At 74.9% G+C, this 26,500-nt stretch carries 2 protein-coding genes; both read left to right on the top strand.

Annotated features, from left to right (window positions below):
- Positions 1 to 20 precede the first annotated feature (20 nt).
- Positions 21 to 15,083, top strand: a complete 15,063-nt coding sequence (locus tag J1792_RS25675; protein ID WP_372446175.1) for a type I polyketide synthase — start codon at positions 21 to 23, stop codon at positions 15,081 to 15,083.
- Positions 15,084 to 15,118: 35 nt separating this feature from the next.
- A complete protein-coding gene (locus tag J1792_RS25670) occupies positions 15,119 to 26,494 on the top strand; it encodes a type I polyketide synthase (protein WP_307843095.1) in 11,376 nt (3,791 codons plus the stop codon).
- The last annotated feature ends 6 nt before the right edge of the window (positions 26,495 to 26,500 follow it).

Genomic DNA, 26,500 nt, shown 5'->3' with positions numbered 1-26,500 from the left:
GATCGACAGCACGAATTCCCTTGGCATTGAGGAACAGAATTCAGATGACGACTGACGCGAACAAGCTCCGGGACTACCTCAAGCGTGCCACTGTCGATCTGCGCCATGCGCGTCAGCGCCTGCGCGAGGTGGAGAGCAAGAACCACGAGCCCATCGCCGTCGTGGGCATGAGCTGCCGCTTCCCCGGCGGCGTCAGCTCCCCCGAGGAGCTGTGGAGCCTCGTCACGGAAGGCCGCGACGCGATCTCCGCGTTCCCGTCCGACCGCGGCTGGGACCTCGAGGCGCTCTACGACCCCGACCCCGAGACCCCGGGAACGACGTACGCGCGAGGGGGCGGCTTCCTCCACGACGCGGGCGACTTCGACGCGGCGTTCTTCGGCATCGGCCCCCGCGAGGCGCTGGCCATGGACCCCCAGCAGCGCTTGCTGCTGGAGGCCTCGTGGGAAGCCGTCGAGCGCGCCGAGATCGACCCGGCGTCGCTGCGCGGCAGCCGCACCGGCGTGTTCGCGGGCGTCATGTACCACGACTACGTCTCCCGGCTCCCCGGCATACCCGAGGGCATCGAGGGATACGTCAGCACCGGCAACTCCGGAAGCGTCGTCTCGGGCCGCATCGCCTACACGCTGGGCCTGGAGGGCCCGGCGGTGACGATCGACACGGCATGCTCGTCGTCGCTGGTCGCGCTGCACCTGGCCGTGCAGGCGCTGCGGCAGGGGGAGTGCGAGCTGGCGCTGGCCGGCGGCGTGACGGTGATGGCCGGGCCGACGACGTTCGTGGAGTTCAGCCGCCAGCGCGGACTGTCCCCGGACGGGCGGTGCCGGGCGTTCTCCTCCTCGGCGGACGGCACCGGCTGGTCCGAGGGCGTCGGCGTGCTGCTCGTGGAGCGGCTCTCCGACGCGCGGCGCAACGGCCACCCCGTCCTGGCGGTCGTACGGGGCAGCGCGGTCAACCAGGACGGCGCGAGCAACGGCCTGACCGCCCCCAACGGACCCTCCCAGCAGCGCGTCATCCACCAGGCCCTGGCCAACGCCAGGCTGTCCCCGTCCGACATCGACGCGGTCGAGGCCCACGGCACCGGCACCGCCCTCGGCGACCCCATCGAGGCCGACGCCCTGCTGGCCGCCTACGGGCAGGAGCGCCCCGCCGACCGGCCGCTGTGGCTCGGCTCGGTCAAGTCGAACCTCGGGCACACCCAGGCCGCCGCCGGCGTCGCCGGCGTCATCAAGATGGTCCAGGCCCTGCGGAACGGCGTGCTGCCCCGCACCCTCCACGTCGATGAGCCGACACCGCACGTCGACTGGTCGGCCGGGGCGGTGTCCCTGCTGACACGGCAGACCGCCTGGCCCGAGACCGGCCGGCCCCGGCGCGCGGGCGTGTCCGCCTTCGGCGTCAGCGGCACCAACGCGCACGTACTCATCGAACAGGCGGAGGAGACCGCGCAGGCGGAGCAGATCGAGAGCACCGAACAGATCGAGGAGTCCACGCCGGCGGAGGCCCGCGTCGACAGCCCCGGCGAAGAGGCCGCCGGAACGCCCCTGCCCCTCATCCCCTGGGCCCTGTCGGGCAAGGGCGAGGCCGCCCTCACCGCCCAGGCGGCGCGCCTGAGTTCGTACCTCGCCGCACACCCCGGCCTCGACGCCGCCGACATCGCCCGCTCGCTCGCCACCACCCGCACCGCCTTCGCCCACCGCGCCGTCCTCCTGGCCGCCGACCGGGCCGGGCTCGAGGCCTCCCTGGCCACGCTCGCCGCCGGCGAGCCCGACCCCGCCACCGTGGTGCGCGGCACCGCCGAACACGCCCGCCAGGTCGCCTTCGTCTTCCCCGGGCAGGGCTCCCAGTGGCCCGGCATGGCGCTCGGACTCCTCGACTCCTCGCCCGTCTTCCGCGAGCGCATCCAGCAGTGCGCGGACGCGCTGGCACCGCACGTCGACTGGTCGCTGGAGGACGTCCTGCGCGCGGCTCCCGGCGCGCCCGGGCTCGACCGGGTCGACGTCGTCCAGCCGGTGCTGTGGGCGGTGATGGTCTCGCTGGCCGAGCTGTGGCGCTCGTACGGCGTGCGGCCGGCCGCCGTGGCCGGGCACAGCCAGGGCGAGATCGCCGCCGCGTGCGTGGTGGGAGCGCTGTCGCTGGAGGACGCGGCGAAGGTCGTGGCGCTGCGCAGCCAGGCCCTGACCGCGCTCTCCGGGCGCGGCGGCATGATGTCCGTGGGCCTGCCCCTGGACCGGCTCTCCCCGCGCATGGAGCCGTGGGGCGACCGGCTGTCCGTGGCAGCCGTCAACAGCCCCACCTCCATCGTCCTGTCCGGCGACCCCGACGCCCTGGCCGAACTGCGCGACACGCTCGCCGCCGACGACATCAGGGCCCGCGTCATCGCCGTCGACTACGCCTCCCACTCCGCCCAGGTCGAGTCGGTCCGCGAGCGCGTCCTGGTCGCCCTCGCCGACATCTCGCCGCGCTCGTCCGACGTGCCGTTCTACTCCACCGTCACCGGGCAGCCGCTGGACACCGCACGGCTCGACGCCGAGTACTGGTACCGCAGCCTGCGGCAGACCGTGTACTTCGAGCAGGCCACCCGGGCCCTGGTCGCCGACGGGCACAGCGCGCTCGTCGAGGTCAGCGCCCACCCCGTGCTCACCATGGGGATGCAGGAGACCCTCGACGACATGGGCGCCACGGCCGTCGCGCTGGGCACGCTGCGCCGCGACGAAGGAGGCCCGGGCCGGTTCCTGCGCTCGGCCGCCGAGGCCCACACCCACGGCGTCGCCCTCGACTGGCACACGCTCCTCGGCGGTACGGGCGCCCGTACCGTCCCCCTGCCCACCTACGCCTTCCGGCACCAGCGCTACTGGCTCGACGCCCCCCACCCCGCCGGCGACGCCACCGGCCTCGGCCTGGGGCCGGCCGACCACCCGCTGCTGGGCGCCGTCGTCACCCTCGCCGACTCCGACGGCCTGCTGCTCACCGGACGGCTGTCCACCCACACCCACCCCTGGCTCGCCGACCACGTCGTGATGGGCAACGTCCTGCTGCCGGGCACGGCCTTCGTCGAGCTCGCCCTCCGCGCCGGCGACCACGCCGGCTGCGACCGGCTCGAGGAACTCACCCTCCAGGCACCGCTGCTGCTCCCCGAGCACGGCGCCGGAGTGGTCGTCCAGGTCTCCGTCGGCCAGGCCGACGACTCCGGCCGCAGGACCTTCGGCATCTACTCGCGGCCCGACGACGCAGCCGCCGACGACGACGGCTGGACCTGCCACGGCACCGGCGCACTGGCCACGGGCGGCCCCGCGGAGACGGACGCGGCCGAGGACCTCACCGCCTGGCCTCCGGCCGGCGCGGGCACCACGGCCGTCGACCTCGACGGCTTCTACGACCTGCTCGCCGAGCGGTCGTTCGGCTACGGGCCCGCCTTCCAGGGCCTGCGGGCCGCCTGGCGGCACGGCGACGAGGTGTACGCCGAGGTCGCCCTGCCCACGGCCGCCCCGGACGCCCGGACCGACGCCGCCCGCTTCGGCCTCCACCCCGCACTGCTGGACGCCGCGCTGCACGCCGTCGGCTTCGGCCCGCTCGGGGACACCGACGGCGGACGGCTCGCCTTCTCCTGGGAGAACGTGCGCCTGCACGCCACCGGCGCCTCGGAGCTGCGCGTACGCATCAGCCCGGCGGGCCCCGGCGCGGTGTCCGTGACCGCCGCCGACGCGACGGGCCGGGCCGTGGCCTCCGTCGGCACGCTGAGCTTCCGCACCGTGGACGAGGAGCAGCTCCGCTCCCCACGCGCGGACCACCACGACGCGCTGTACCGGGTGGACTGGACGCCGCTACCCCTGCCCGTGAACTCCCGGACCCCGGGCGGACGATGGGCGGTTCTCGGCGACGACGTCCCCGAGGCGCTGCGCGCCCTGCGGCCCGGCCTCCTCCCCGCCCTCCCCGTGCCGGCGGACGAACCCGTACCCGACGTGGTGGTCGCCGCCGTGCCCAGCGCCGACGGCGGCGACCCCGAGGCCGTACGGGCCCTCGCCCGCGAAACCCTCGGCCTCGTCCGCTCCTGGCTCGCCGACGAACGCTGCGCGGCCTCCCGGCTGGTCCTGCTCACGCGGGGCGCGGTCGCGGCGGACGACGGCGACGACGCTCTGGCCGGCCTCGCCCACGCGCCGGTGTGGGGACTGGTCCGCTCGGCACAGTCCGAGCACGCCGACCGGCTGGTCCTGGCGGACCTCGACGACGACGCGGACTCCCACGCCCTGCTGCCGGCCGCACTGGCCACCGGCGAGCCCCAGTTCGCGCTGCGGGCCGGGCGGATGTCCGTACCGAGGCTCGCCCGAGTGCCCGCCGCCGGGCACGCTCCCCAGGCCCAAGACCAAGCCTTGGAACAGGCCCCGGCCCGGGCCTTCGATCCGCACGGCACCGTGCTGATCACCGGCGGCACCGGCGCCCTGGGCCGGCTCGTCGCCGAACACTTCGTCACCACCCACGGCATCCGCCACATCGTCCTCACCAGCCGCCGCGGCCCCGCGACCGAAGGCGCCGACGAACTCCGCGAGCACCTGACGACCGCCCTCGGCGCCGAAACCGTCACCATCGCCGCCTGCGACGCCGCCGACCGCGAGGCCTTGGCCGGACTCCTCGCCGGCATACCGGCGGAGCACCCGCTCACCGCCGTCGTCCACGCCGCGGCCGTCGTCGCGGGAGGCCTCGTCGCCTCCCTCGCCCCCGACGAACTCGACCAGGTGCTGCGCCCCAAGGTCGACGCGGCGCTGAACCTCCACGAACTGACGCGGGACATGGACCACCTCGCCGCGTTCGTCCTCTTCTCCTCCTTCGCCGGCACGCTCGGCGGCGCGGGCCAGGCCGCGTACGCGGCGGGCAACGCCTTCCTCGACGCCCTCGCCGAGCACCGAAAGGCGAGCGGGCTCCCGGCCTCCTCGCTCGCCTGGGGCGTGTGGGACGAGCGCGGCGAGCAGACGCGCCTCGGGACGAGCGACCTGCGGCGGATGACCCGCGCCGGGCTCATACCGCTGACCGCCGACGAGGGCCTGCGCCTCCTCGACCTCGCGCGCGCCCTCGAGGACCCGGTGCTCGCGCCCGTACGCCTGGACCCGGCCGCCATGCGTCGGCACACGGCCGGCGGCACGGTACCCGCCCTGCTGCGCGGACTCGTCAGGACCCCGCTGCGCCGGGCCGCCGAAGCGGCGGCCGCCGACGAGACCCCGCAGGAGGCCCGGCGGCTGGCCGGGCTGCCTCCGGCGGAACGCCGCAAGGCCCTCCTCAAGCTCGTCCGCACCCAGGTCGCGGGCGTGCTCGGCCACGCCGAACCGGCGGCCGTCGACCCCGGACGCGCCTTCCGCGAACTGGGCTTCGACTCCCTGGCGGCCATGGAGCTCCGCAACCGCCTCGGCACGGCGGTGGGCACCAGGCTGCCCGCGACCGTCGTCTTCGACCACCCCACCCCCGCCGCCCTGGCCGCCCACCTCTCGGACCAGGTCACGGGCGGCGCCGGACGCGTCACCCTGGTCACCGAGGCCCCGCCTGCCACCCTCGGGCGGCCCGCCGGGCACGACGAGCCCATCGCCATCGTCGGCATGAGCTGCCGCTTCCCCGGAGACGTCCGCAGCCCGGAGGACCTGTGGGACCTCGTCGCGAGCGGCGGCGACGCCATCACCGGCTTCCCGGCCGGCCGCGGCTGGGACCTCGACGCCCTCTACCACGCCGACCCCGACGCCCCCGGCACCGTCTACACCCGCGAAGGCGGCTTCCTCCACGACGCCGGCGACTTCGACCCGGACTTCTTCGGCATCTCGCCGCGCGAAGCACTGGCCATGGACCCGCAGCAACGACTGCTGCTCGAGGTCACCTGGGAGGCCTTTGAACGGGCCGGCATCGACCCGGCGACGCTGCGCGGCTCCCGCACCGGCGTCTTCGCCGGCACCAACGGCCAGGACTACGCCGTCGGCCTCACTGCCGGCGCCGCGGAGGGCATGGAAGGACATCTGCTCACCGCCAACTCGGCATCCGTCGTCTCCGGCCGGCTGTCCTACACGTTCGGGCTGGAGGGCCCGGCGGTGACGGTGGACACGGCATGCTCGTCGTCGCTGGTCGCGCTCCATCTGGCGATGCAGGCGCTGCGGCAGGGCGAGTGCGAACTGGCCCTGGCCGGCGGCGTGACCGTCATGTCGACACCCGGAGCCCTCATCGGCTTCAGCCGCCAGCGCGGCCTGTCGCAGGACGGCCGCTGCCGCGCCTTCTCGGCCGCCGCCGACGGCACCGGCCTCGCGGAGGGCGTCGGCATGCTGCTCGTGGAGCGGCTGTCGGACGCCCGGCGCAACGGGCACCAGGTGCTGGCGGTCGTACGCGGCAGCGCCGTCAACCAGGACGGCGCCTCGAACGGCCTGACAGCCCCGAACGGCCCCGCCCAGCAGCGGGTGATCCGGCAGGCCCTGGCATCGGCGGGGCTGACCGCCGCCGACGTCGACGCGGTCGAGGCGCACGGCACGGGAACGATGCTCGGCGACCCGATCGAAGCCCAGGCACTGCTCGAGGCCTACGGGCACGGGCGGTCTTCCGGTCGCCCGCTGTGGCTGGGGACCGTCAAGTCGAACCTCGGGCACACGCAGGCAGCGGCGGGCGTCGCGGGCATCATCAAGATGGTCCAGGCGATGCGGCACGGCGTCCTGCCGAAGACGCTGCACGTGGACGAGCCGTCGCCGCACGTGGATTGGTCGGCGGGTGAGGTGCGGCTGCTGACCGAGCCGGTCGAGTGGGCGGTGGACGGTGACGGGCGTCCGCGTCGGGCGGGTGTGTCGTCGTTCGGCGTGAGTGGAACGAACGCGCACGTCATCGTCGAGCAGGCGCCGGAGGAGACGCGGGCCGACGACGCGCGTGACGATCGCGGTGCGGGCGGTGGCGTTGCTGTGCCGTGGTTGGTGTCGGGCAAGGACGCGGAGGGGCTGCGGGGGCAGGCGGAGCGGTTGTTGTCGTTCGTGGAAGCTGATCCCGGTCTTGATGTGGTGGATGTTGCGTTGTCGTTGGCGACGACGCGGGGTGCGTTGCCGTATCGCGGGTTCGCGGTGGGCTCGGACCGTGAGGAGCTGGTGCGGGGGCTGGAGGCGCTGGCCGCCCGGGGCGACGCCGGTGGCGATGGCGCGAGGGACGGCAAGGCCGGCCTGTTGTTCTCGGGGCAGGGGAGCCAGCGGGTGGGGATGGGGCGGGAGCTGCATGCCACGTTCCCTGTCTTCGCCGAGGCGTTCGACGCGGTGTGTGGCGAGTTGGACGCGCATCTCGAGCGTCCGCTGCGGGAGGTCGTGTTCGGTGACGATGGCGAGCTGCTGAATCAGACCGGTTTCACTCAGCCGGCACTGTTCGCCGTTGAGGTGGCATTGTTCCGTCTCCTCGAGTCCTGGGGCGTACGGCCCGACTTCCTCACCGGGCACTCGATCGGGGAGCTGGCCGCCGCGCACGTCGCCGGGGTGCTGTCCCTGGCCGATGCGGCCGCGCTCGTAGCGGCGCGTGGCCGGTTGATGCAGGCGCTGCCTGCCGGCGGTGTGATGGTGGCGGTGCAGGCGTCGGAGGACGAGGTCCTTCCGCTGCTCGCCGGCTACGAGGACCAGGCGGGGATCGCCGCTGTCAACGGTCCGCAGGCCGTGGTCCTGTCCGGTGCCGAGGCGGCTGTTACGGAGATCGTCGGCAAGCTTGCCGCTCAGGGCCGTAAGACGAAGGCGCTGTCGGTCTCGCACGCCTTCCACTCGCCGCTGATGGACCCGATGCTCGCCGACTTCCGGACGGTCGCCGAAGGCGTGACCTTCGCCGCCCCGGCCATCCCGATCGTCTCCACCCTCACCGGCCGACTGGTCACCGGCGACGAGCTGCGCGACCCCGAGTACTGGGTGCGGCACGTCCGTCATGCGGTCCGCTTCGCCGACGCGGTCGAGGCGCTGGCCGCCGAAGGTGTGACCGCCTTCCTCGAGGTCGGGCCGGGGGGTGTTCTCGCCGCTCTGGTCCAGGACATCGTCGACGAGCCGAGCGTGACGGCCGTCCCCGCCTTGCGCACGGACCGTCCGGAGGACGTCGCCGTCACCACGGCCGTGGCCCGGCTGCACGTGCACGGCACGGCGATCGACTGGTCGGCCGTCTTCGCCGGCCGGGGCGCTCGCCGCGTCGACCTGCCCACGTACGCCTTCCGGCACCAGCCCTACTGGCTGCTGCCGTCCTCCGGCGAACCCGCCGTCCTCGCCGGGGATGCCCAGGATCCGTCGGAGAGGAGTTTCTGGGAGTCCGTGGAGCGGCAGGACCTGGCCGCCCTCACCGAGGAACTGGCCGTCGACGAGGCGGCGCCGCTCAGCTCCGTGCTGCCGGCGCTGTCGGACTGGCGTCGCCGGCAGCGGAAGCAGTCCGCCGTCGACAGCCTGCGCTACCGGGTCACCTGGAAGCCGCTGACCGCCCTGCGGGAGGCGGCCGGGCCGCGGGGCACCTGGCTGCTCGTCACCACGGACGAGGAGGAATCCCCGGCCGCCGACGCGGTCGAGCGCGTCCTGTCCGCCCATGGCGCCGACGTCATGCGGCTGACCGTAGGCGCCGACGACGACCGCTCCGAGCTGGCCGAGCGCATCCGCTGGGCGGCACCGGAGCACGTCCTTTCGCTGCTCGGCCGGGCCGAGGACCCGCACCCGCTGCACACGTCCCTGCCCCTGGGCCTCGCCCTCACCACCGTGCTCGTTCAGGCGCTGGGCGAGGCGGGGGTGGACGCGCCGCTGTGGTGCGCCACGAGCGGGGCGGTCTCGGTCGGGCGCTCGGACGCCGCACGGAGCCCGTACCAGGGGATGGTCTGGGGCCTGGGCAGGGCGGCCGCGCTGGAACACGCGCAGCGCTGGGGCGGGCTGGTCGACCTGCCGGAAGTGCTGGACGAGCGTTCGGCGCGCCGTCTCGCGGCCGTGCTGGGCGGCGCGGCGGGCGATGAGGACCAGCTCGCCGTGCGGCCGTCCGGGGTGTTCGTACGCCGGCTGACCCGGGCGCCCTTCGGCGCCGTGCCCGCCGAGCGGGCGTGGCGGCCGCGCGGCACCATGCTGATCACCGGCGGTACGGGCGCCCTCGGCGCCCACGTGGCCCGTCACCTCGCCCGCGCCGGGGCCGGCCACCTCGTGCTCACCGGCCGCCGTGGACCCGAGGCCCCCGGCGCCGAGGAACTCGCCGCCGACCTGCGGGACCTGGGCGCCCGCGTGACGCTCGTCGCCTGCGACGCCGCCGACCGGAAGGCCGTGGCGGCTCTGCTCAGGACGCTGGAGGAGGACGAAGAGCCGCTGACGGCGGTGGTGCACGCCGCCGGAATGCCGCAGTTCTCCCCCCTCGCCGACACGAGGCTCGCCGACCTCGCCGACGTGGTGTCGGCGAAGGTCGCGGGCGCGACCCACCTGGACGAACTGCTGGGCGACCGGCCGCTGGACGCCTTCGTGCTCTTCTCGTCCGTCGCCGGCGTGTGGGGCAGCGGCAACCAGGCCGCCTACTCCGCCGCCAACGCCTTCCTCGACGGCCTGGCCGAACGCCGGCGCGCCCGGGGGCTGGCGGGCACGGCCGTGGCCTGGGGGCCGTGGGCCGACGGCGGAATGGCCGGGGACGAGGAGGCGCGGTCGCATCTGCGCCGGCGCGGGCTGCCCGCGATGTCCCCGGAGACGGCGACGGCCGCCCTCCAGCGGGCGCTGGACCTCGACGAGACCGCCGTGGTCGTGGCCGACGTGCTGTGGGAGCGGTTCGCACCCGCCTTCACCGTCGCCCGGCCCAGCCCGCTCTTCGGCGATCTGCCGGAGGTACGGGAAGCCCTGGCCGGCACCCCCGACGCCGCGACCACCACCTCCGCCCTCGGCGAGCGGCTGGCCGGGCTGGCGCCGGCCGAGCGGGACCGGGTGCTGCTCGACCTCGTCCGTACCGAGGCCGCCATGGCGCTCGGCCACGCGGGCCCCGAGGCGGTCGCCCCGGAACGGGCCTTCAAGGACCTGGGATTCGACTCCCTCACCGGTGTCGAACTGCGCAACCGGCTCAACGCGGCCACCGGGCTGCGACTGCCGACGACCTTGGTCTTCGACCACCCCAGCGCGGCCCACCTCGCCGCCTTCCTCTCCACCGAGGTGTCGGGCCGGGCCACGCGGACGGGCGAAGCCGAAGCCGAAGCCGTGGCCGCCCGTTCCGCCGCCGACGAGCCCATCGCCATCGTCGCCATGAGCTGCCGCTTCCCCGGCGGAGTACGGTCGCCGGAGGAACTGTGGCGGCTGCTCGCCGACGACGTGGACGCCGTCTCCGCGTTCCCGGCCGACCGCGGCTGGGACCTGGAGGCGCTGTACGACCCGGACCCCGAGCGGCCGGGCACCACGTACGTCGACGAAGGCGGCTTCCTGCACGACGCGGGCCACTTCGACCCCAGGTTCTTCGGCATCTCGCCGCGCGAGGCGCTGGCCATGGACCCGCAGCAGCGGCTGCTGCTGGAGACCGCCTGGGAGGCCCTCGAGCGCGCCCGGCTCGCACCCGCCACCATCAAGGGATCGCGGACGGGCGTGTTCATCGGCTCGGGCTACCAGGGCTACGGCGCCGGGCTCGGCGAACTGCCCGAGGGAGTCGAGGGGCACCTGCTCACCGGCAGCTCCGGAAGCGTCATGTCCGGCCGCATCGCCTACACCTTCGGGCTCGAGGGCCCGGCGGTGACCGTGGACACGGCATGCTCGTCGTCGCTGGTCGCGCTGCACCTGGCCACCCAGGCGCTGCGGCAGGGCGAATGCGAGATGGCCCTCGTCGGCGGCGCGACCGTGATGGCAGGCCCCAACGCCTTCGTCGAGTTCAGCCGCCAGCGCGGACTCGCCGCCGACGGCCGCTGCAAGCCGTTCGCGGCGGCCGCCGACGGCACGGGCTGGGGCGAGGGCGTCGGCATGCTGCTCGTCGAGCGGCTCTCCGACGCCCGACGCAACGGGCACCCCGTCCTCGCGGTCGTACGCGGCAGCGCCGTCAACCAGGACGGCGCCTCCAACGGCCTTACCGCCCCCAACGGCCCCGCCCAGCAACGCGTCATCCGCCAGGCCCTCGCCAACGCCGGTCTGACCGCCGCCGACATCGACACCGTCGAGGCCCACGGCACCGGCACCGCGCTGGGCGACCCGATCGAGGCACAGGCCCTGCTGGCCACGTACGGGCAGGAGCGCCCGGAGGACCGGCCCCTGTGGCTGGGTTCGATGAAGTCGAACATCGGCCACACCCAGGCGGCCTCCGGCGTGGCGAGCGTGATCAAGACCGTGCTGGCCCTGCACCACGGCCTCCTGCCCAGGACCCTGCACGTCGACGAGCCGACGCCCCACGTCGACTGGTCGGCCGGGGCCGTGCGCCTGCTGTCCGAGCCGGTCGAGTGGACCGCTACGGACGGGCAGCCGCGCCGGGCGGCCGTATCGTCCTTCGGCGTGAGCGGCACCAACGCCCACACCATCATCGAAGAGGCACCCGTCGAGGAACCGGCGCCGACGGAAGCGGAAGCGCAAGCGGACGCGGGCGATTCGGAGCGCTGCACCGCGTGGACCGTGTCCGGCAAGGACGAGGCCGCCCTGCGCGAACAGGCCCGCAACCTCCTCGCCCACGTGGCGGACCGGCGACCCCACGACGTCGCCCTCTCCCTCGCCGTCAGCCGTACGGCCATGGAGCACCGGGCCGTGGTCGTCGGACAGGACGGCGCCACCCTGCTCGCCGGGCTGGACGCCCTGGCACGCGGTGAGTCGTCACCGGACCTCGTACGAGGTGTCGCCGTGGCATCGACGACACGGACGGCGTTCCTGTTCTCGGGGCAGGGGAGTCAGCGGTTGGGGATGGGACGGGTGTTGTATGCCGCGTTCCCAGTGTTCGCTGATGCCTTTGATGAGGTGTGCGCGCACATGGACGCGCACCTTGAGCGTCCGTTGCGGGATGTGGTGTTCGGTGACGATGGCGAGCTGCTGGATCAGACGGGGTTCACTCAGCCGGCGTTGTTCGCGGTCGAGGTGGCGTTGTTCCGGCTGGTGGAATCGTGGGGTGTGCGGCCGGATTTCCTGGCCGGGCATTCGGTGGGTGAGTTGGCTGCCGCGCATGTGGCCGGGGTGTTGTCTCTTGCCGATGCGGCTGTGCTTGTGGCGGCGCGTGGTCGGTTGATGCAGGCGTTGCCTGTGGGTGGGTTGATGTTGGCGGTGGAGGCGTCGGAGGCCGAGGTGCTTCCGTTGCTGGAGGGGCGTGAGGATGCGCTCGGGATCGCTGCGGTCAATGGCCCGTCCTCTGTGGTCGTCTCAGGTGCTGAGGACGACGTCATCGAGGTGGGTGGTTTGCTGGCCGCTGACGGTCGGCGGACGAAGCGGTTGTCGGTGTCGCATGCTTTCCATTCGCCGTTGATGGATCCGATGCTGGCGGCGTTCCGAAAGGTCGCCGAGAGCGTGACGTACTCCGCCCCGGTCGTCCCCTTCGTGTCCGCTCTGACCGGGCGGCTGGTCACGGCCGACGAGCTGAGTGACCCGGAGTACTGGGTGCGGCATGTGCGGCAAACGGTCCGTTTCTCCGACGCGGTCCGTGCGCTGGACGTCGCAGGCGCGACGGTCTTTCTCGAGGTCGGTCCGGGCGGTGTGCTGACCGCGATGGCGCAGCAGAACGTGGAGACGGCCGAGGCTGTCGCGGCCCTGCGCGCCGACCGCCCCGAAGGCCTGTCCGTCACCACGGCGTTGGCCCGGCTTCACGTCCTGGGCGTCCCCGTCGACTGGAGCACGGTCTTCGCCGGGACCGGCGCTCGTTTTGTCGATCTGCCGACGTATCCCTTCCAGCGGCAGCACTACTGGCTCGAGAACACACGTCCCACTCAGGCCGTCGCGACCGGGCAGTCGGGCGCGCCCGGCGACGCCGCCGAGGCGGAGTTCTGGGAGACCGTGGAGAACGGGCGGCACGGGGCGCTGGCCGAGCGCCTCGGTGTCGACGCCGAGGCGTCCGCCGATTCGGTGTTCGCCGCGCTGTCGGCGTGGCGGCGCGAGAGCCGGACGAGGTCCACGCTCGACGGCTGGCGCTACCAGCCCGTCTGGAAGCCGCTGACCGAACTCGCCTCCGGCGCCGTGCTCCCGGGCACATGGCTGGTCGTGGCCCCCGACAGCGCGTCGGAGGAGGCGCGTGACGTCGTCCGTGTCCTCGGCGACCGGGGTGCCGACGCCCTCGCGCCCGTGGTCGTCGGCGGGCCCGGCGGCGGCCGCGAGGCCGTGGCGGAACTGCTGCGCGAGGCGGTGCCGGGCGGTACGGCCTTGGTCGGTGTGGTGTCCCTCCTGGCGCTGGCCGAGGGGACGCACCCGGACCACGACGGACTGCCCGCGAGCCTGGCCGCGACCATGGCGCTCGTACAGGCCCTGGGCGACCTCGACATGGCCGCCCCGCTGTGGTGCGTCACGCGCGGCGCCGTGTCGACCGGCCGCTCGAACCCCGTCGAGAATCCGCTGCAGGGTCTCGTCTGGGGCATGGGCCGGGCGGCCGCGCTGGAAGTGCCCCAGCGCTGGGGCGGACTGATCGACCTGCCCGGGGTGCCGGACGAGCGCGCCCTGAACCGCCTGGTCGACGTGCTCGCCGATGCCGATGCCGATGCCCATACCGAAATAGGTGCCGCCGAGGACCAGCTCGCCGTGCGCGGCTCGGGAGTGCTCGTACGGCGGCTGGCGCGGGCACCGCGCGGCACGGCGGCCGCCGCCGGCGGCGGGTGGCGGCCGCGCGGGACCGTACTGATCACAGGCGGTACGGGCTCGCTGGGCGGCCATGCCGCCCGCTGGCTGGCCCGTAACGGCGCCGAGCGCCTGGTGCTCACCAGCCGGCGCGGCGAGGCCGCCGAGGGGGCGGCGGAACTGCGTGCGGAGCTCGAGGGCCTGGGGGCCGAGGTCGCCGTCGTGGCGTGCGACGTGGCCGACAGGAGCGCGGTCGCCGGGCTGCTCGGCTCGCTCGAGGAGACCGGCCCCGGGCTGACGGCGGTCGTCCACGCGGCGGGGCTTCCGCAGTTCGCGACCATCATGGACACGGGTACGGCGGAGCTGGCCGCCGTCTTGTCGGCCAAGGTCGCGGGCGCGGTGCACCTGGACGAGCTGCTGGGCGACCGGCCGCTGGACGCCTTCGTCCTCTTCTCGTCGGTGTCCGGGGTGTGGGGCAGCGGCAGCCAGGCCGCGTACTCGGCGGCCAACGCGTTCCTCGACTCGCTGGCGCAGCGGCGGCGGGCCCGCGGCCTGGCCGCGACGGCCGTCGCCTGGGGCCCGTGGGCCGAGGGCGGCATGGCGGCCGACGGCGGGGCGGAGGAGCACCTGCGCCGGCGCGGCCTGCCCTCGCTGCCGCCCGAGCTGGCCGTCGGCGCGCTGCAGAACGCGATGGACCGGGGCGACACGGCCGTGGTCGTGGCGGACGTGGACTGGTCGCGGTTCGCGCCGTCGTTCACCATCGGCCGTCCCAGCCCGCTGCTCGGCGACCTGCCCGAGGTGCGTACGGCGCTGGCCTCCGGGGCCGGCCGTGACGACGAGGCGCCGGGTGACGGCGTCCTGGAGCTGACGCGGCGTCTGGCCGGGCTCGCGCGGGACGACCGGCGCGAGGCCCTGCTCGAGCTCGTGCGGGCCGAGGCGGCCGCCGTGCTCGGCTACACGGGGGCCGCCGGGGCCGCCGCCGTCGAGCCGGACAGGGCGTTCCGGGAGCTGGGCTTCGATTCGCTCACGGCGGTCGAACTGCGCAACCGGCTCGGCACGGTCACCGGCCTGAAGCTCCCGATGACCATGGTCTTCGACTACCCGACACCGCTGGCCCTGACCGAACAGCTGCTTGCCGACCTGCTCGTGGAGAACGGCGGCGACGGCTCCGGTGCCGGCGGGAGCGACGACGAACGGGTGCGGCAGGCCCTCGCCGCCCTGCCGCTCGCCCGCCTGCGCGAGGCGGGGCTGCTGGACGCCCTGCTGCGCCTGGCGGCCGACAGCAACCCCGCCGACCCGGCCCTTGCCCCCGCCCCCGCCGCCGGTACGGACGCCGACGAGGCGACGCGATCCATCGAGTCGATGGACGTCGACAACCTCATCGAACTGGCGCTGGGCGACGGCGAACTCTGAACGATTTCCGAAACGGCCTGAGTACGGAGCACATGATGACCACGTCGAACGAGAAAATCGTTCAGGCACTGCGGGCCTCCCTCCAGGAGACCGAGCGGCTGCGCCGGCAGAACCGGACACTGGTGGCGGAATCCCGGGAGCCCATCGCGATCGTCGCGATGAGCTGCCGCTTCCCCGGCGGCGTCACCTCGCCCGAGGAGCTGTGGCGGCTCGTCGAGGAAGGCGGCGACGCCGTCTCCGGATTCCCCGCCGACCGGGGCTGGGACCTGGACGCGCTCTACGACCCCGACCCCGACAACGCGGGCACCTGCTACGTCCGCGAGGGCGGATTCCTCGACGGCGTCGGCGACTTCGACGCCGCGTTCTTCGGGATCTCGCCGCGCGAGGCCCTGATGATGGACCCCCAGCAGCGGCTGCTGCTGGAGACCGCCTGGGAGGCCTTCGAACGGGCGGGCATCGACCCGGCCTCCGTACGCGGCAGCCGCACCGGAGTCTTCGCCGGAACGAACGGCCAGGACTACGCCCGCCTGTCCACCTCCCCCGAGGACTTCGACGGCTACCTGGGCACGGGCAACGCCGCCGCCGTCGTCTCGGGCCGGCTGTCCTACACGTTCGGGCTCGAGGGCCCTGCGGTGACGGTGGACACGGCATGCTCGTCGTCGCTGGTGGCCCTGCACCTGGCCGCGCAGTCGCTGCGCAAGGGGGAGTGCTCGCTCGCCCTGGTCAGCGGGGTGACGGTGATGTCCACGCCCGGTGCGTTCATGGAGTTCAGCCGCCAGCGCGGGCTGGCCGCCGACGGCCGCTGCAAGCCGTTCGCGGCGGCCGCCGACGGCACCGGATGGGCCGAGGGCGTCGGCATGCTGCTCGTCGAGCGGCTCTCGGACGCCGAGCGCAACGGTCACCGGGTCCTCGCGGTCCTGCGCGGCTCGGCCGTCAACCAGGACGGCGCCTCCAACGGCCTGACCGCCCCCAGCGGTCCGGCCCAGCAGCGGGTGATCCGCCAGGCGCTGGCCGACGCCGGCCTCGCCGCGTCGGACGTCGACGCGGTCGAGGCGCACGGCACCGGCACCGCCCTCGGCGACCCCATCGAGGCCCAGGCGCTGCTGGCGACGTACGGGCAGGAGCGGCCGGACGAGCGGCCGCTGCTGCTGGGAGCCCTGAAGTCGAACATCGGGCACACGCAGGCCGCCGCCGGCGTCGCCGGTGTCATCAAGACGGTGCTGGCCATGCGGCACGGCGTCTTACCCAGGACCCTGCACCTGGACGAGCCCACGCCCCACGTCGACTGGTCGGCCGGCGCGGTCCGGCTGCTGACCGAGACCACCCCGTGGCCGGCCGGGGAACCGGGCCGGCCGAGGCGGGCGGGCGTGTCGGCGTTCGGCGTGAGCGGTACGAACGCGCACGTCATCCTCGAGCAGGCCCCGGAGCCGTCCGCGACACCGGAGCGGTCCGAGGCCACGGATCCCGGGGAAGCCGACGCTGAGAGGACCGACGCGCAGAGGACCCGCGCGGAGACGCCCGACTCCACTGCTCGGCCGCTGCCCTGGATCGTCTCCGCGAAGGACGAGGCCGCCCTGCGCGAACAGGCGCGGCGCCTGCTCGCCTACGCCCGGACGCACCCCGAGCTCACACCCGGCGACATCGGCCACTCCCTGCTCACCACGCGCGCCGCGCTCCCGTACCGCGCCGCCGCCGTGGGCGCCGGCCGCGACGAACTCCTCGCCGGCCTCACCGCCCTGGCACAGGGAGAGACGGCCGGCAACGCCGTGCGGGGCGTGTCCGCCCGGAGGAGCAAGGTCGCGTTCCTGTTCTCCGGGCAGGGGAGCCAGCGACTGGGCATGGGCCGGGAGCTGCACGCCGCCTTCCCGGTCTTCGCCGACGCCTTCGACGCGGTGTGCGCGCACATGGACACGCATCTCGAGCGTCCGTTACGGGATGTGGTGTTCGGCGAGGACACGGACGGGCTGCTGGACCAGACAGGCTTCACTCAGCCCGCCCTGTTCGCCGTCGAGGTGGCGCTGTTCCGTCTCGTCGAATCACTGGGCGTACGACCGGACTTCCTCGCCGGGCACTCGATCGGGGAGCTGGCCGCCGCGCACGTCGCCGGGGTGCTGTCCCTGGCCGATGCCGCCGCGCTCGTAGCGGCTCGTGGCCGTCTGATGCAGGACCTGCCCGCCGGTGGCGTCATGGTCGCCGTTCAGGCGTCGGAGGACGAGGTCCTTCCGCTGCTCGCCGGTTACGAGGACCAGGTCGGCATCGCTGCCGTCAACGGTCCGCAGGCCGTGGTCCTGTCCGGCGCCGAAGCGGCCGTCACCGAGATCGCCGAACGGCTCGCCGCCCAAGGACGCAGGACGAAGCGGCTGCCGGTCTCGCACGCCTTCCACTCGCCGCTGATGGACCCGATGCTCGCCGAATTCCGGGCCGTCGCCGAGGGAGTGACCTTTGCCGCCCCCACGATCCCGGTCGTCTCCGCCCTGACCGGTGCCCCGGTCCCGGCCGACGAACTGTGCGACCCCGCCTACTGGACCCGGCACGTGCGCCGGCCGGTCCGCTTCGCGGACGCCGTCCGGTCGCTGGCCGCCGAAGGCGCGACGGCCTTCCTCGAGATCGGCCCCGGCGGCGCGCTGACCGCCCTGGCCCAGGACGTCCTCGACGACGAGTCCGCCGTCGCCGTCCCGGCCCTGCGCACCGCCGACCGCCGCCCGGAGGACGCGGCCGTCGTCACCGCCCTCGCCCGGCTCCACGTCCACGGCGTCCCCGTCGACTGGACCACCCTCTCTTTCGGCGGCCACCGCACCGCGCTCGCCGACCTGCCGACGTACCCCTTCCAACGCCGCCGCTACTGGCTGGAGTCCACGGCCTTCGTCCCCGGCAACCCCTCGGCCGCCGCCGGGGACGCCCCGGCCGCGAACCCGGCCGAAGCAGGCTTCTGGGAGGCCGTCGAGAGCGAGGACCTGGCCGCGTTCGCCGACCGCATCGACGTCGAGGACGACGCCCCACTGAGCTCGGTGCTGCCCGCCCTCTCCTCCTGGCGGCGCAGGAACCGCGAACAGTCGACGGTCGACCGGTGGCGCTACCGCGTCGTCTGGAAGCCGGCCACCGACCTCGAGGCGCCCGCACTGAGCGGCACCTGGCTCGCGCTCACCCCCGCCTCCCACGCCGACGACCCCTGGGCCGCCGCCGTCGTACGGGCGCTGCACGACCACGGCGCCGACGTCCACCCGGTCGTCGTCGAGGCCGGCGCCGACCGCGAGACGCTCGCCGCGCACCTGCCCGCCGACGCCCACGTCACGGGAGTCCTGTCCCTGCTCGCCCTCGCCGAGCGGCCGCACCGCGGGCACGAGGCGATGACCGAGGGCCTGGCCGCCACGCTGGCCCTGATCCAGGCGCTCGGCGACGTCGGCCTCGACGCCCCCCTGTGGTCCGTCACCCGGCGCGCGGTCTCCACCGGCTCCTCCGACCCCCTGCACAGCGCCCGCCAGGCACAGGTGTGGGCGCTGGGACGGACCGCGGCCCTCGAACACCCCTCGCGCTGGGGCGGATCCGTCGACCTCCCCGACGAGCTCGACACCCGCGCCGCCCGCCGCCTGTCGGCCGTCCTCGCCGGCGGCGGCGAGGACCAGCTGGCGGTGCGCGGGTCGGGAGTGTTCGTACGGCGCCTCGCGCGCGCCCCGCAAGGGGCCGTCACGGCGAAGGCGGCGTGGCAGCCGCACGGCACCATCCTGATCACCGGCGGTACGGGCGCGCTCGGCGGGCACGTGGCCCGCTGGCTCGCCGGGGCCGGCACCGGGCGGCCGCACCTGCTGCTGACAAGCCGGCGCGGCCCCGCGGCGGACGGCGCCGACCGGCTCAAGGCGGAGCTCGAGGAGCTCGGCGCCCGCGTCACCATCGAGGCCTGCGACATGGCCGACCGCGACGCCGTGGCCCGGCTGCTGGCGGGCGTACCGGAGGAGGAACCGCTGACCGCGGTGTTCCACGCGGCCGGCGTGGGCACCCCCGAGATGCTCGCCGACACCACGCCCGCACGGTTCGCGGACGTCCTCGCGGCCAAGACCACGGGCGCGGCCCACCTGGACGTGCTCCTGGGCGACCAACCGCTGGACGCCTTCGTGATGTTCTCCTCGATCTCCGGCGTCTGGGGCGCCGGCGGGCAGGCGGCCTACGCCGTCGCCAACGCCTCGCTCGACGCCCTGGCCGAACGCCGCCGGGCCCGCGGCCTGGCCGGGACGGCCGTGGCCTGGGGCCCCTGGGCCGACGGCGGCATGGTCGAGGACGGCGACGCCGAGGACCGGCTCCGCCGGCGCGGACTGCCCGCCCTCGCCCCCCGGGCCGCGATCACCGCACTGCGCGGGGTGCTCGACCGCGACGAGACCGCCGTGACCGTCGCCGACGTGGACTGGGCCCGCTTCGCACCGTCCTTCACCCTGCTGCGGCCCAGCCCCCTGCTGGGCGACCTGCCCGAGGTACGGGCCGCCTTGGCCGCCGCCGCTGCTGACGCGGACGGGACCGGCGGGACGGGCGGGACCGGCGACCAGGTTCCCGCCTTCGTCCGGCGCGTCACCGCGATGAACGACGGCGAACGCCGGCGCGCCCTGCTGGACCTCGTCCGCACCGAAGCGGCCGCCGTGCTCGGCCACACCGGAACCGAAGCCGTCGCCTCCGACCGTGCCTTCCGCGAACTGGGCTTCGACTCCCTCACCGCCGTCGAGCTGCGCGACCGGCTGGCCAGGGCCACCGGCGTCCGGCTGCCCGCCACGCTCGTCTTCGACCACCCGACCCCCGCCGTGCTGGCCGCACACCTCGCCACCGAACTCGGCACGGGCACGAGCACGGCGGCGAGCGCGCCCGACGCCGCCGTCACGCCCCTGTCCGTCGCGGCCGCCGGCCCCGGCGACGAGCCGATCGCGATCGTGGCCATGAGCTGCCGCTACCCCGGCGACGTCCGCACGCCCGAAGACCTGTGGCGGCTCGTGGCCGACGGACGGGACGCCGTCTCCGGCTTCCCCACCGACCGGGGCTGGGACCTCGACGCCCTCTACGACCCCGACCCCGACCGCCCCGGCACCACCTACGCCAAGGACGGCGGCTTCCTCCACGACGTGGGCGACTTCGACCCGGCGTTCTTCGGCATCTCGCCGCGCGAGGCGCTGGCCATGGACCCGCAGCAGCGGCTGCTGCTGGAGATCGCCTGGGAGGCGTTCGAACGGGCCGGCATCGACCCGACGTCGGTGCGCGGCAGCGCCACCGGAGTGTTCATCGGCTCCGGCTACCAGGACTACGCGGCCCGGCTGCTGAGCGTGCCGCAGGACCTGGAGGGCTACATCGGCACCGGAAGCTCCGGCAGCGTCGTCTCCGGACGCATCGCCTACTCCTTCGGCCTCGAGGGCCCCACCCTGACCGTCGACACGGCCTGCTCGTCGTCCCTGGTCGCCCTGCACCTCGCCGCGCAGGCCCTGCGACGGGGCGAGTGCTCGATGGCCCTCGCCGGCGGCGTGACCGTCATGTCCAGCCCCAACGCCTTCATCGAGTTCAGCCGCCAGCGCGGCCTCGCCCCCGACGGTCGCTGCAAGCCGTTCGCGGCGGCCGCCGACGGCACGGGCTGGGGCGAGGGCGCGGGCATGCTGCTCGTCGAGCGCCTCTCGGACGCCCGGCGCAATGGGCACAAGGTGCTCGCGGTCATGCGGTCCAGCGCGATCAACCAGGATGGCGCGTCGAACGGTCTGACGGCGCCGAACGGTCCGGCGCAGCAGCGGGTGATCCGGCAGGCGTTGGCCGGTGCGGGTCTGTCGGCTGCGGATGTGGACGTGGTCGAGGCGCACGGTACGGGTACGACGTTGGGTGATCCGATCGAGGCGCAGGCGGTGTTGGCGACGTACGGTCAGGACCGGCCGGAGGGTCGTCCGCTGTGGCTGGGATCGCTGAAGTCCAATATCGGTCACACGCAGGCCGCGGCGGGTGTGGGCGGCATCATCAAGATGGTGCAGGCGATGCGGCACGGCGTGCTGCCGAAGACGCTGCATGTCGATGAGCCGTCGCCGCACGTGGACTGGTCGGCGGGCGAGGTGCGGCTGCTGACCGAGCCCGTGGAGTGGACGACGGACGTCGAGGGGCGTCCGCGCCGGGCCGGCATCTCCTCGTTCGGCGTGAGCGGCACCAACGCCCACGTCATCATCGAGCAGGCGCCGCACACCCCGGACGAGCCCCGGCGTCCGGCCACCGCCCCCGCCGGCTCACGACCGGTCCCGTGGCTGCTTTCCGGAAGCCGCGCGGACGCCCTGCGGGAACAGGCCGAACGGCTGCTCGCCCATATGACGGCACGGCCGGAGCTCGGACTCGCCGACGTCGCGCTGTCGCTGGCCACCACGCGCGCGGCGCTGGAACACCGCGCGGCCATGGTCGTCACCGACCGGTCGGCAGCGCTGGACGGCCTGCGCGTCCTGGCGGCCGGGGAGACGACGGGCACGGAGGTCCGGGGCGTCGCGGCCACGGACGGCAAGGTCGCGTTCCTGTTCTCGGGGCAGGGGAGCCAGCGGGTGGGGATGGGGCAGGAGTTGTACGCCGCGTTCCCGGCCTTCGCCGACGCCTTCGACGAGGTGTGCGCGTACATGGACGCGCATCTCGAGCGTCCGCTGCGGGATGTGGTGTTCGGCGACGATGGTGAGCTGCTCGATCAGACCGGGTTCACTCAGCCCGCCTTGTTCGCCGTCGAGGTGGCGTTGTTCCGTCTTGTCGAGTCGTGGGGTGTACGGCCCGACTTCCTGGCCGGGCACTCGATCGGAGAACTGGCCGCCGCGCACGTCGCCGGGGTGCTGTCCCTGTCCGACGCCGCCGCGCTCGTAGCGGCGCGCGGCCGTCTGATGCAGGCGCTTCCCGCCGGCGGCGTCATGGTCGCCGTGCAGGCGTCGGAGGACGAGGTCCTGCCGCTGCTCGTCGGCTACGAGGACCTGGCCGGTATCGCGGCCGTCAACGGCCCGCAGACCGTGGTCCTGTCCGGTGCCGAAGCGGCCGTCACGGAGATCGCCGCCAAGCTCGCCGCCCAGGGCCGTAAGACCAAGGCCCTGGCCGTGTCCCACGCCTTCCACTCGCCGCTGATGGACCCGATGCTCGCCGACTTCCGCAAGGTCGCCGAGAGCATCACCCTCTCCGCTCCCGCGCTGCCGATCGTTTCGACGCTCACCGGCCGGTCCGTCCCGGCCGAGGAGTTGTGCGACCCCGAGTACTGGGTGCGGCACGTCCGCCAGGCGGTCCGCTTCGCCGACGCCGTCGAGGCGCTGGCCGCCGAGGGCGTGACCGCCTTCCTCGAGATCGGCCCCGGCGGCGTCCTGACGGCCCTCGCCGACGCCGTCCTCGACGGCCGGGCGGACACCGTGGTCGCCGCTCTGCGCGCGGACCGCCCCGAGGAGGCGGCCCTGATCAATGCCCTCGCCGGGCTCCACGTCCACGGCGTCCCCGTCGACTGGACCGCCCTCTTCTCCGACCGCGACGACGCCCGCCCCGTCGACCTGCCCACCTACGCCTTCCAGCGCCGACGCTACTGGCTCGACACCGGCCCGGCGGCCGGCGACCTGACGAGCGCCGGCCTGCGGTCCGCCGAACACCCGCTGCTGGGCGCCGCGGTGGCGCTCGCCGACGGCGAGGGCGCGGTGCTGACCGGGCGGCTGTCGGTGGCCGCCCAGCCGTGGCTGGCCGAGCACGCGGTCATGGGTGCGGTGCTGATGCCCGGCACCGCCCTCGTCGACCTCGCCCTGCGCGCGGCCGACGAGGTGGGCTGCGACCACCTCGAGGAGCTGACCCTGCGGGCCCCGCTCGCGCTGCCCGCCGAGGGCGCGCTGCAGCTGCAGGTCACCGTCGGCGCCGCCGACGACGCCGGGCGCCGCACGGCCCAGGTGTACTCCCGCGCCGACGGCGCCGACCCGGGCACCCCCTGGGTGTCGCACGCCACCGGCGTGCTCACATCGGCCCCGGCCCCCAGCGAACAACCCGACCTGGCCCAGTGGCCCCCGTCCGGCGCCACCCCGGTGCCCACCGACGGCTACTACGAGCGCCTCACCGAGCTCGGCTTCGGCTACGGGCCCGTGTTCCAGGGCCTGCGCGGCCTGTGGCACGCCGCCGCCGACAGCGACACGAGCGACGGCGGCGGTACGAACGACGGCGCGCCCCAGGGCGAGGCGTTCGCCGAGGTCGCGCTGCCCGACGGCACCGACGTCACCGGCTTCGGCGTCCATCCGGCGCTGCTCGACGCGGCGTTGCACGCCGTGGGCCTGGGCGGGCTGCTGCCCGACACCGGCCAGGGACGCGTGCCGTTCTCGTGGAGCGGCGTACGCCTGTACGCCACGGGCGCGACCTCGCTCCGCGTCCGGCTGCGCCCTGCCGGGCAGGACGCGGTGTCCCTCCTGGTCGCGGACGCCGCCGGCCGGCCCGTCGCCTCGATCGACTCCCTGGTCCTGCGCCCTGTGACGGTCGATCAGCTCGGCGCCGGCGCCGGCCGGTCCGTCGAGCACCAGGACGCGCTGTACCGCCTCGCCTGGCCGGCCGTCCCCCTGCCCGACTCGGCCCCCCGGCCCGCGTGCGCCCTGCTCGGTGCCGCCGAGCCCGTCCTCGCCGAGGGCCTCGTAAGCCACCCCGACCTCGCCTCCCTCGCCGCCGCGGCCCCGGACGCCGTGCTCGTACGGTCGGACATCCCCGGCGGCGACACCGCCGAGGACGTGCGTACGGCCACCCGGTACGCCCTCGAGCTGGTGCGGGAGTGGCTGGGGGAGGAGCGGTTCGCCGGGTCTCGGCTGGTGCTGCTCACCCGTGGCGCCGTCGCCGCCGTGCCCGGCGAGACCGTGGCCGACCCGGCGCAGGCGGCCCTCTGGGGCCTCCTGCGGTCGGCGCAGACCGAGAACCCGGACCGCTTCGTCCTGCTCGACGTCGACGACGACCCCGCCTCCGCCCGTGCCCTGACCGCCGCGCTGACGGTCGGCGAGCCCCAACTCGCCCTGCGGCACGGCACCGCGTACGCGCCCCGGCTCGCCCGCCGGACGGCCGAGGACGCCCTGCGCCCCGCCCCCGGAGCCACCGGCTGGCGGCTCACGACCAGCGGCATCGGCACCCTCGACGCCCTGGCGCTGACGGAGAACCCGGCCGCCACCGCGCCGCTGGGCGAGGGGCAGGTGCGTATCGCCGTGCGCGCCGCCGGGGTCAACTTCCGCGACGCGCTCATCGCCCTCGGCATGTACCCCGGCGCCGCGACGCTCGGCAGCGAGGCCGCCGGCGTCGTGACCGAGACCGGGCCGGGCGTCACCGGCCTCGCGCCCGGCGACCGCGTCATGGGCATGATCCCCGAGTCGTTCGGCCCGCTGGCCGTCGCCGACCACCGCATGGTGGCGCCGATGCCCCGGGGCTGGACGTTCGCCCAGGCCGCGTCCGTACCCATCGTGTTCCTCACCGCCTACTACGCCCTGGTCGACCTGGCCCGCCTGCGCCCCGGCCAGTCGCTGCTGGTGCACTCGGCCGCCGGCGGCGTCGGCATGGCCGCCACCCAGCTCGCCCGGCACCTGGGAGCCGAGGTCTACGGCACGGCGAGCCCCGGCAAGTGGGCGGCGCTGCGCGCCGACGGGCTGGACGAGAAGCACCTGGCGAACTCGCGCACCCTCGAGTTCGAGCAGGCCTTCCGCGAGGCCACCGGCGGCCGGGGCGTGGACGTCGTGCTCAACTCGCTGGCCGGTGAGTACGTCGACGCCTCGCTGCGCCTGCTGGCCGACGGCGGGCGCTTCCTGGAGATGGGCAAGACCGACGTCCGAGACCCCGTGCGGATCGCCACGACCCGTCCCGGCGCGTCGTACCAGGCGTTCGACACCATCGAGGCGGGACCGGACCGCATCGGCGCCATGCTGCGCGCGCTCGTCGAGCTGTTCGAGCGCGGGGTACTGCGGCCGCTGCCCCTCACCTGCTGGGACGTCCGCCAGGCACCCGAGGCCCTGCGACACCTCAGCCAGGCCCGGCACGTCGGCAAGCTCGTCCTCACCGTCCCGGCCGCCCCCGACCCCCAGGGCACCGTGCTCGTCACCGGTGCCACCGGAGCGCTCGGCGGCACCGTGGCCCGCCACCTGGTGACCGAACACGGCGCACGCCACCTGCTGCTCACGAGCAGGCGCGGCCCGGCCGCCGAGGGTGCGGCCGCCCTGCGCGAGGACCTGCTCGCCCTGGGCGCCGAGACCGTCACCGTGGCCGCCTGCGACGCCGCCGACCGCGACGCGCTCGGCGCGCTGCTGGCGGACATCCCCGCAGCCCACCCGCTGACGGCCGTGATCCACGCGGCCGGGGTCCTGGACGACGGCCTGGTCGCCTCCCTCACCCCCGAGCGGCTGGAGACCGTGCTGCGCCCCAAGACGGATGCCGCGCTCCATCTGCACGAGCTCACGCGGGAGGCGGACCTGTCGGCCTTCGTGCTGTTCTCCTCCGTCGCCGCCACGCTCGGCAGCGCCGGCCAGGGCAACTACGCGGCCGCCAACGCCTATCTGGACGCCTTGGCCCGGCGGCGGCGCGCGGCCGGGCTGCCCGCCGTGTCCCTGGCCTGGGGGCCGTGGGCCGACGGCGGCATGGCCGACGGCCTGGACGAGCGGGGGCGGAGCCGCATGGCCCGCTCCGGCCTGGTCTCCTTCCGCGCGGCGGAGGGCCTGGAGCTGTTCGACGCGGCACGCCTCGGCGAGCAGGCCGTCGCCGTGCCGGTGCGCTTCGCCTCCCCGACCACGGCCGGACGGGACGGTGAGGCGGCCGCCGTGCCCGCGATCCTGCGCGGCCTGGTCCGTACGCCGGCGCGGCGCACGGCCGGGGCCGCGGCCGCACCGGGCGGGGACGCCGACGGCCTGCGCCGGCGCCTCGAGGGCCTGCCGGAGACGGAGCGAAGCGGCATCCTGCTGGACCTCGTCCGCAGGCACGTCGCGGCCGTCCTCGGCATCGGCGGCCCGCAGGAGGTCGAACGCAACCGGGAGTTCAAGGCGCTCGGCTTCGACTCGCTGACCTCCGTGGAGCTCCGCAACCGCCTCAACGCCGCCACCGGGCTGAGGCTCCCCGCGACCCTGGTGTTCGACTGCCCCACGCCCGTGGCGCTCGCCGAGCGGATCGGCGCGGACCTGGCGCCCGGGGGAGCGGACCCGGCCCTGTCGGCCCTGTCCGTGTTCGGCGAGCTCGACCGGCTGGACGCGGCCCTCGCCGCGGTCGGCGCGGACGACGAGCTCGTACGCTCCCGCGTCCGCACCCGGCTGCAGAGCGTGCTCGCCCGGATCAGCCAATCGCCCGCGGCCCCGGCGGAGACCACCGGGCCGGACGACGGCCCCGACGGAGGCGCCACGTCCGACGAGCGCCTGCGGACGGCCACCGTCGACGACATCTTCGACCTCATCGACCAGGAACTCGACGGTGCCTGACCGCCC

The sequence above is a fragment of the Streptomyces triculaminicus genome (genome assembly GCF_017349075.1).
GTDB lineage: Bacteria > Actinomycetota > Actinomycetes > Streptomycetales > Streptomycetaceae > Streptomyces > Streptomyces triculaminicus.
Note: the sequence above shows the minus strand (reverse complement) of the source record. Positions and strands in the feature narration are given on the sequence as shown.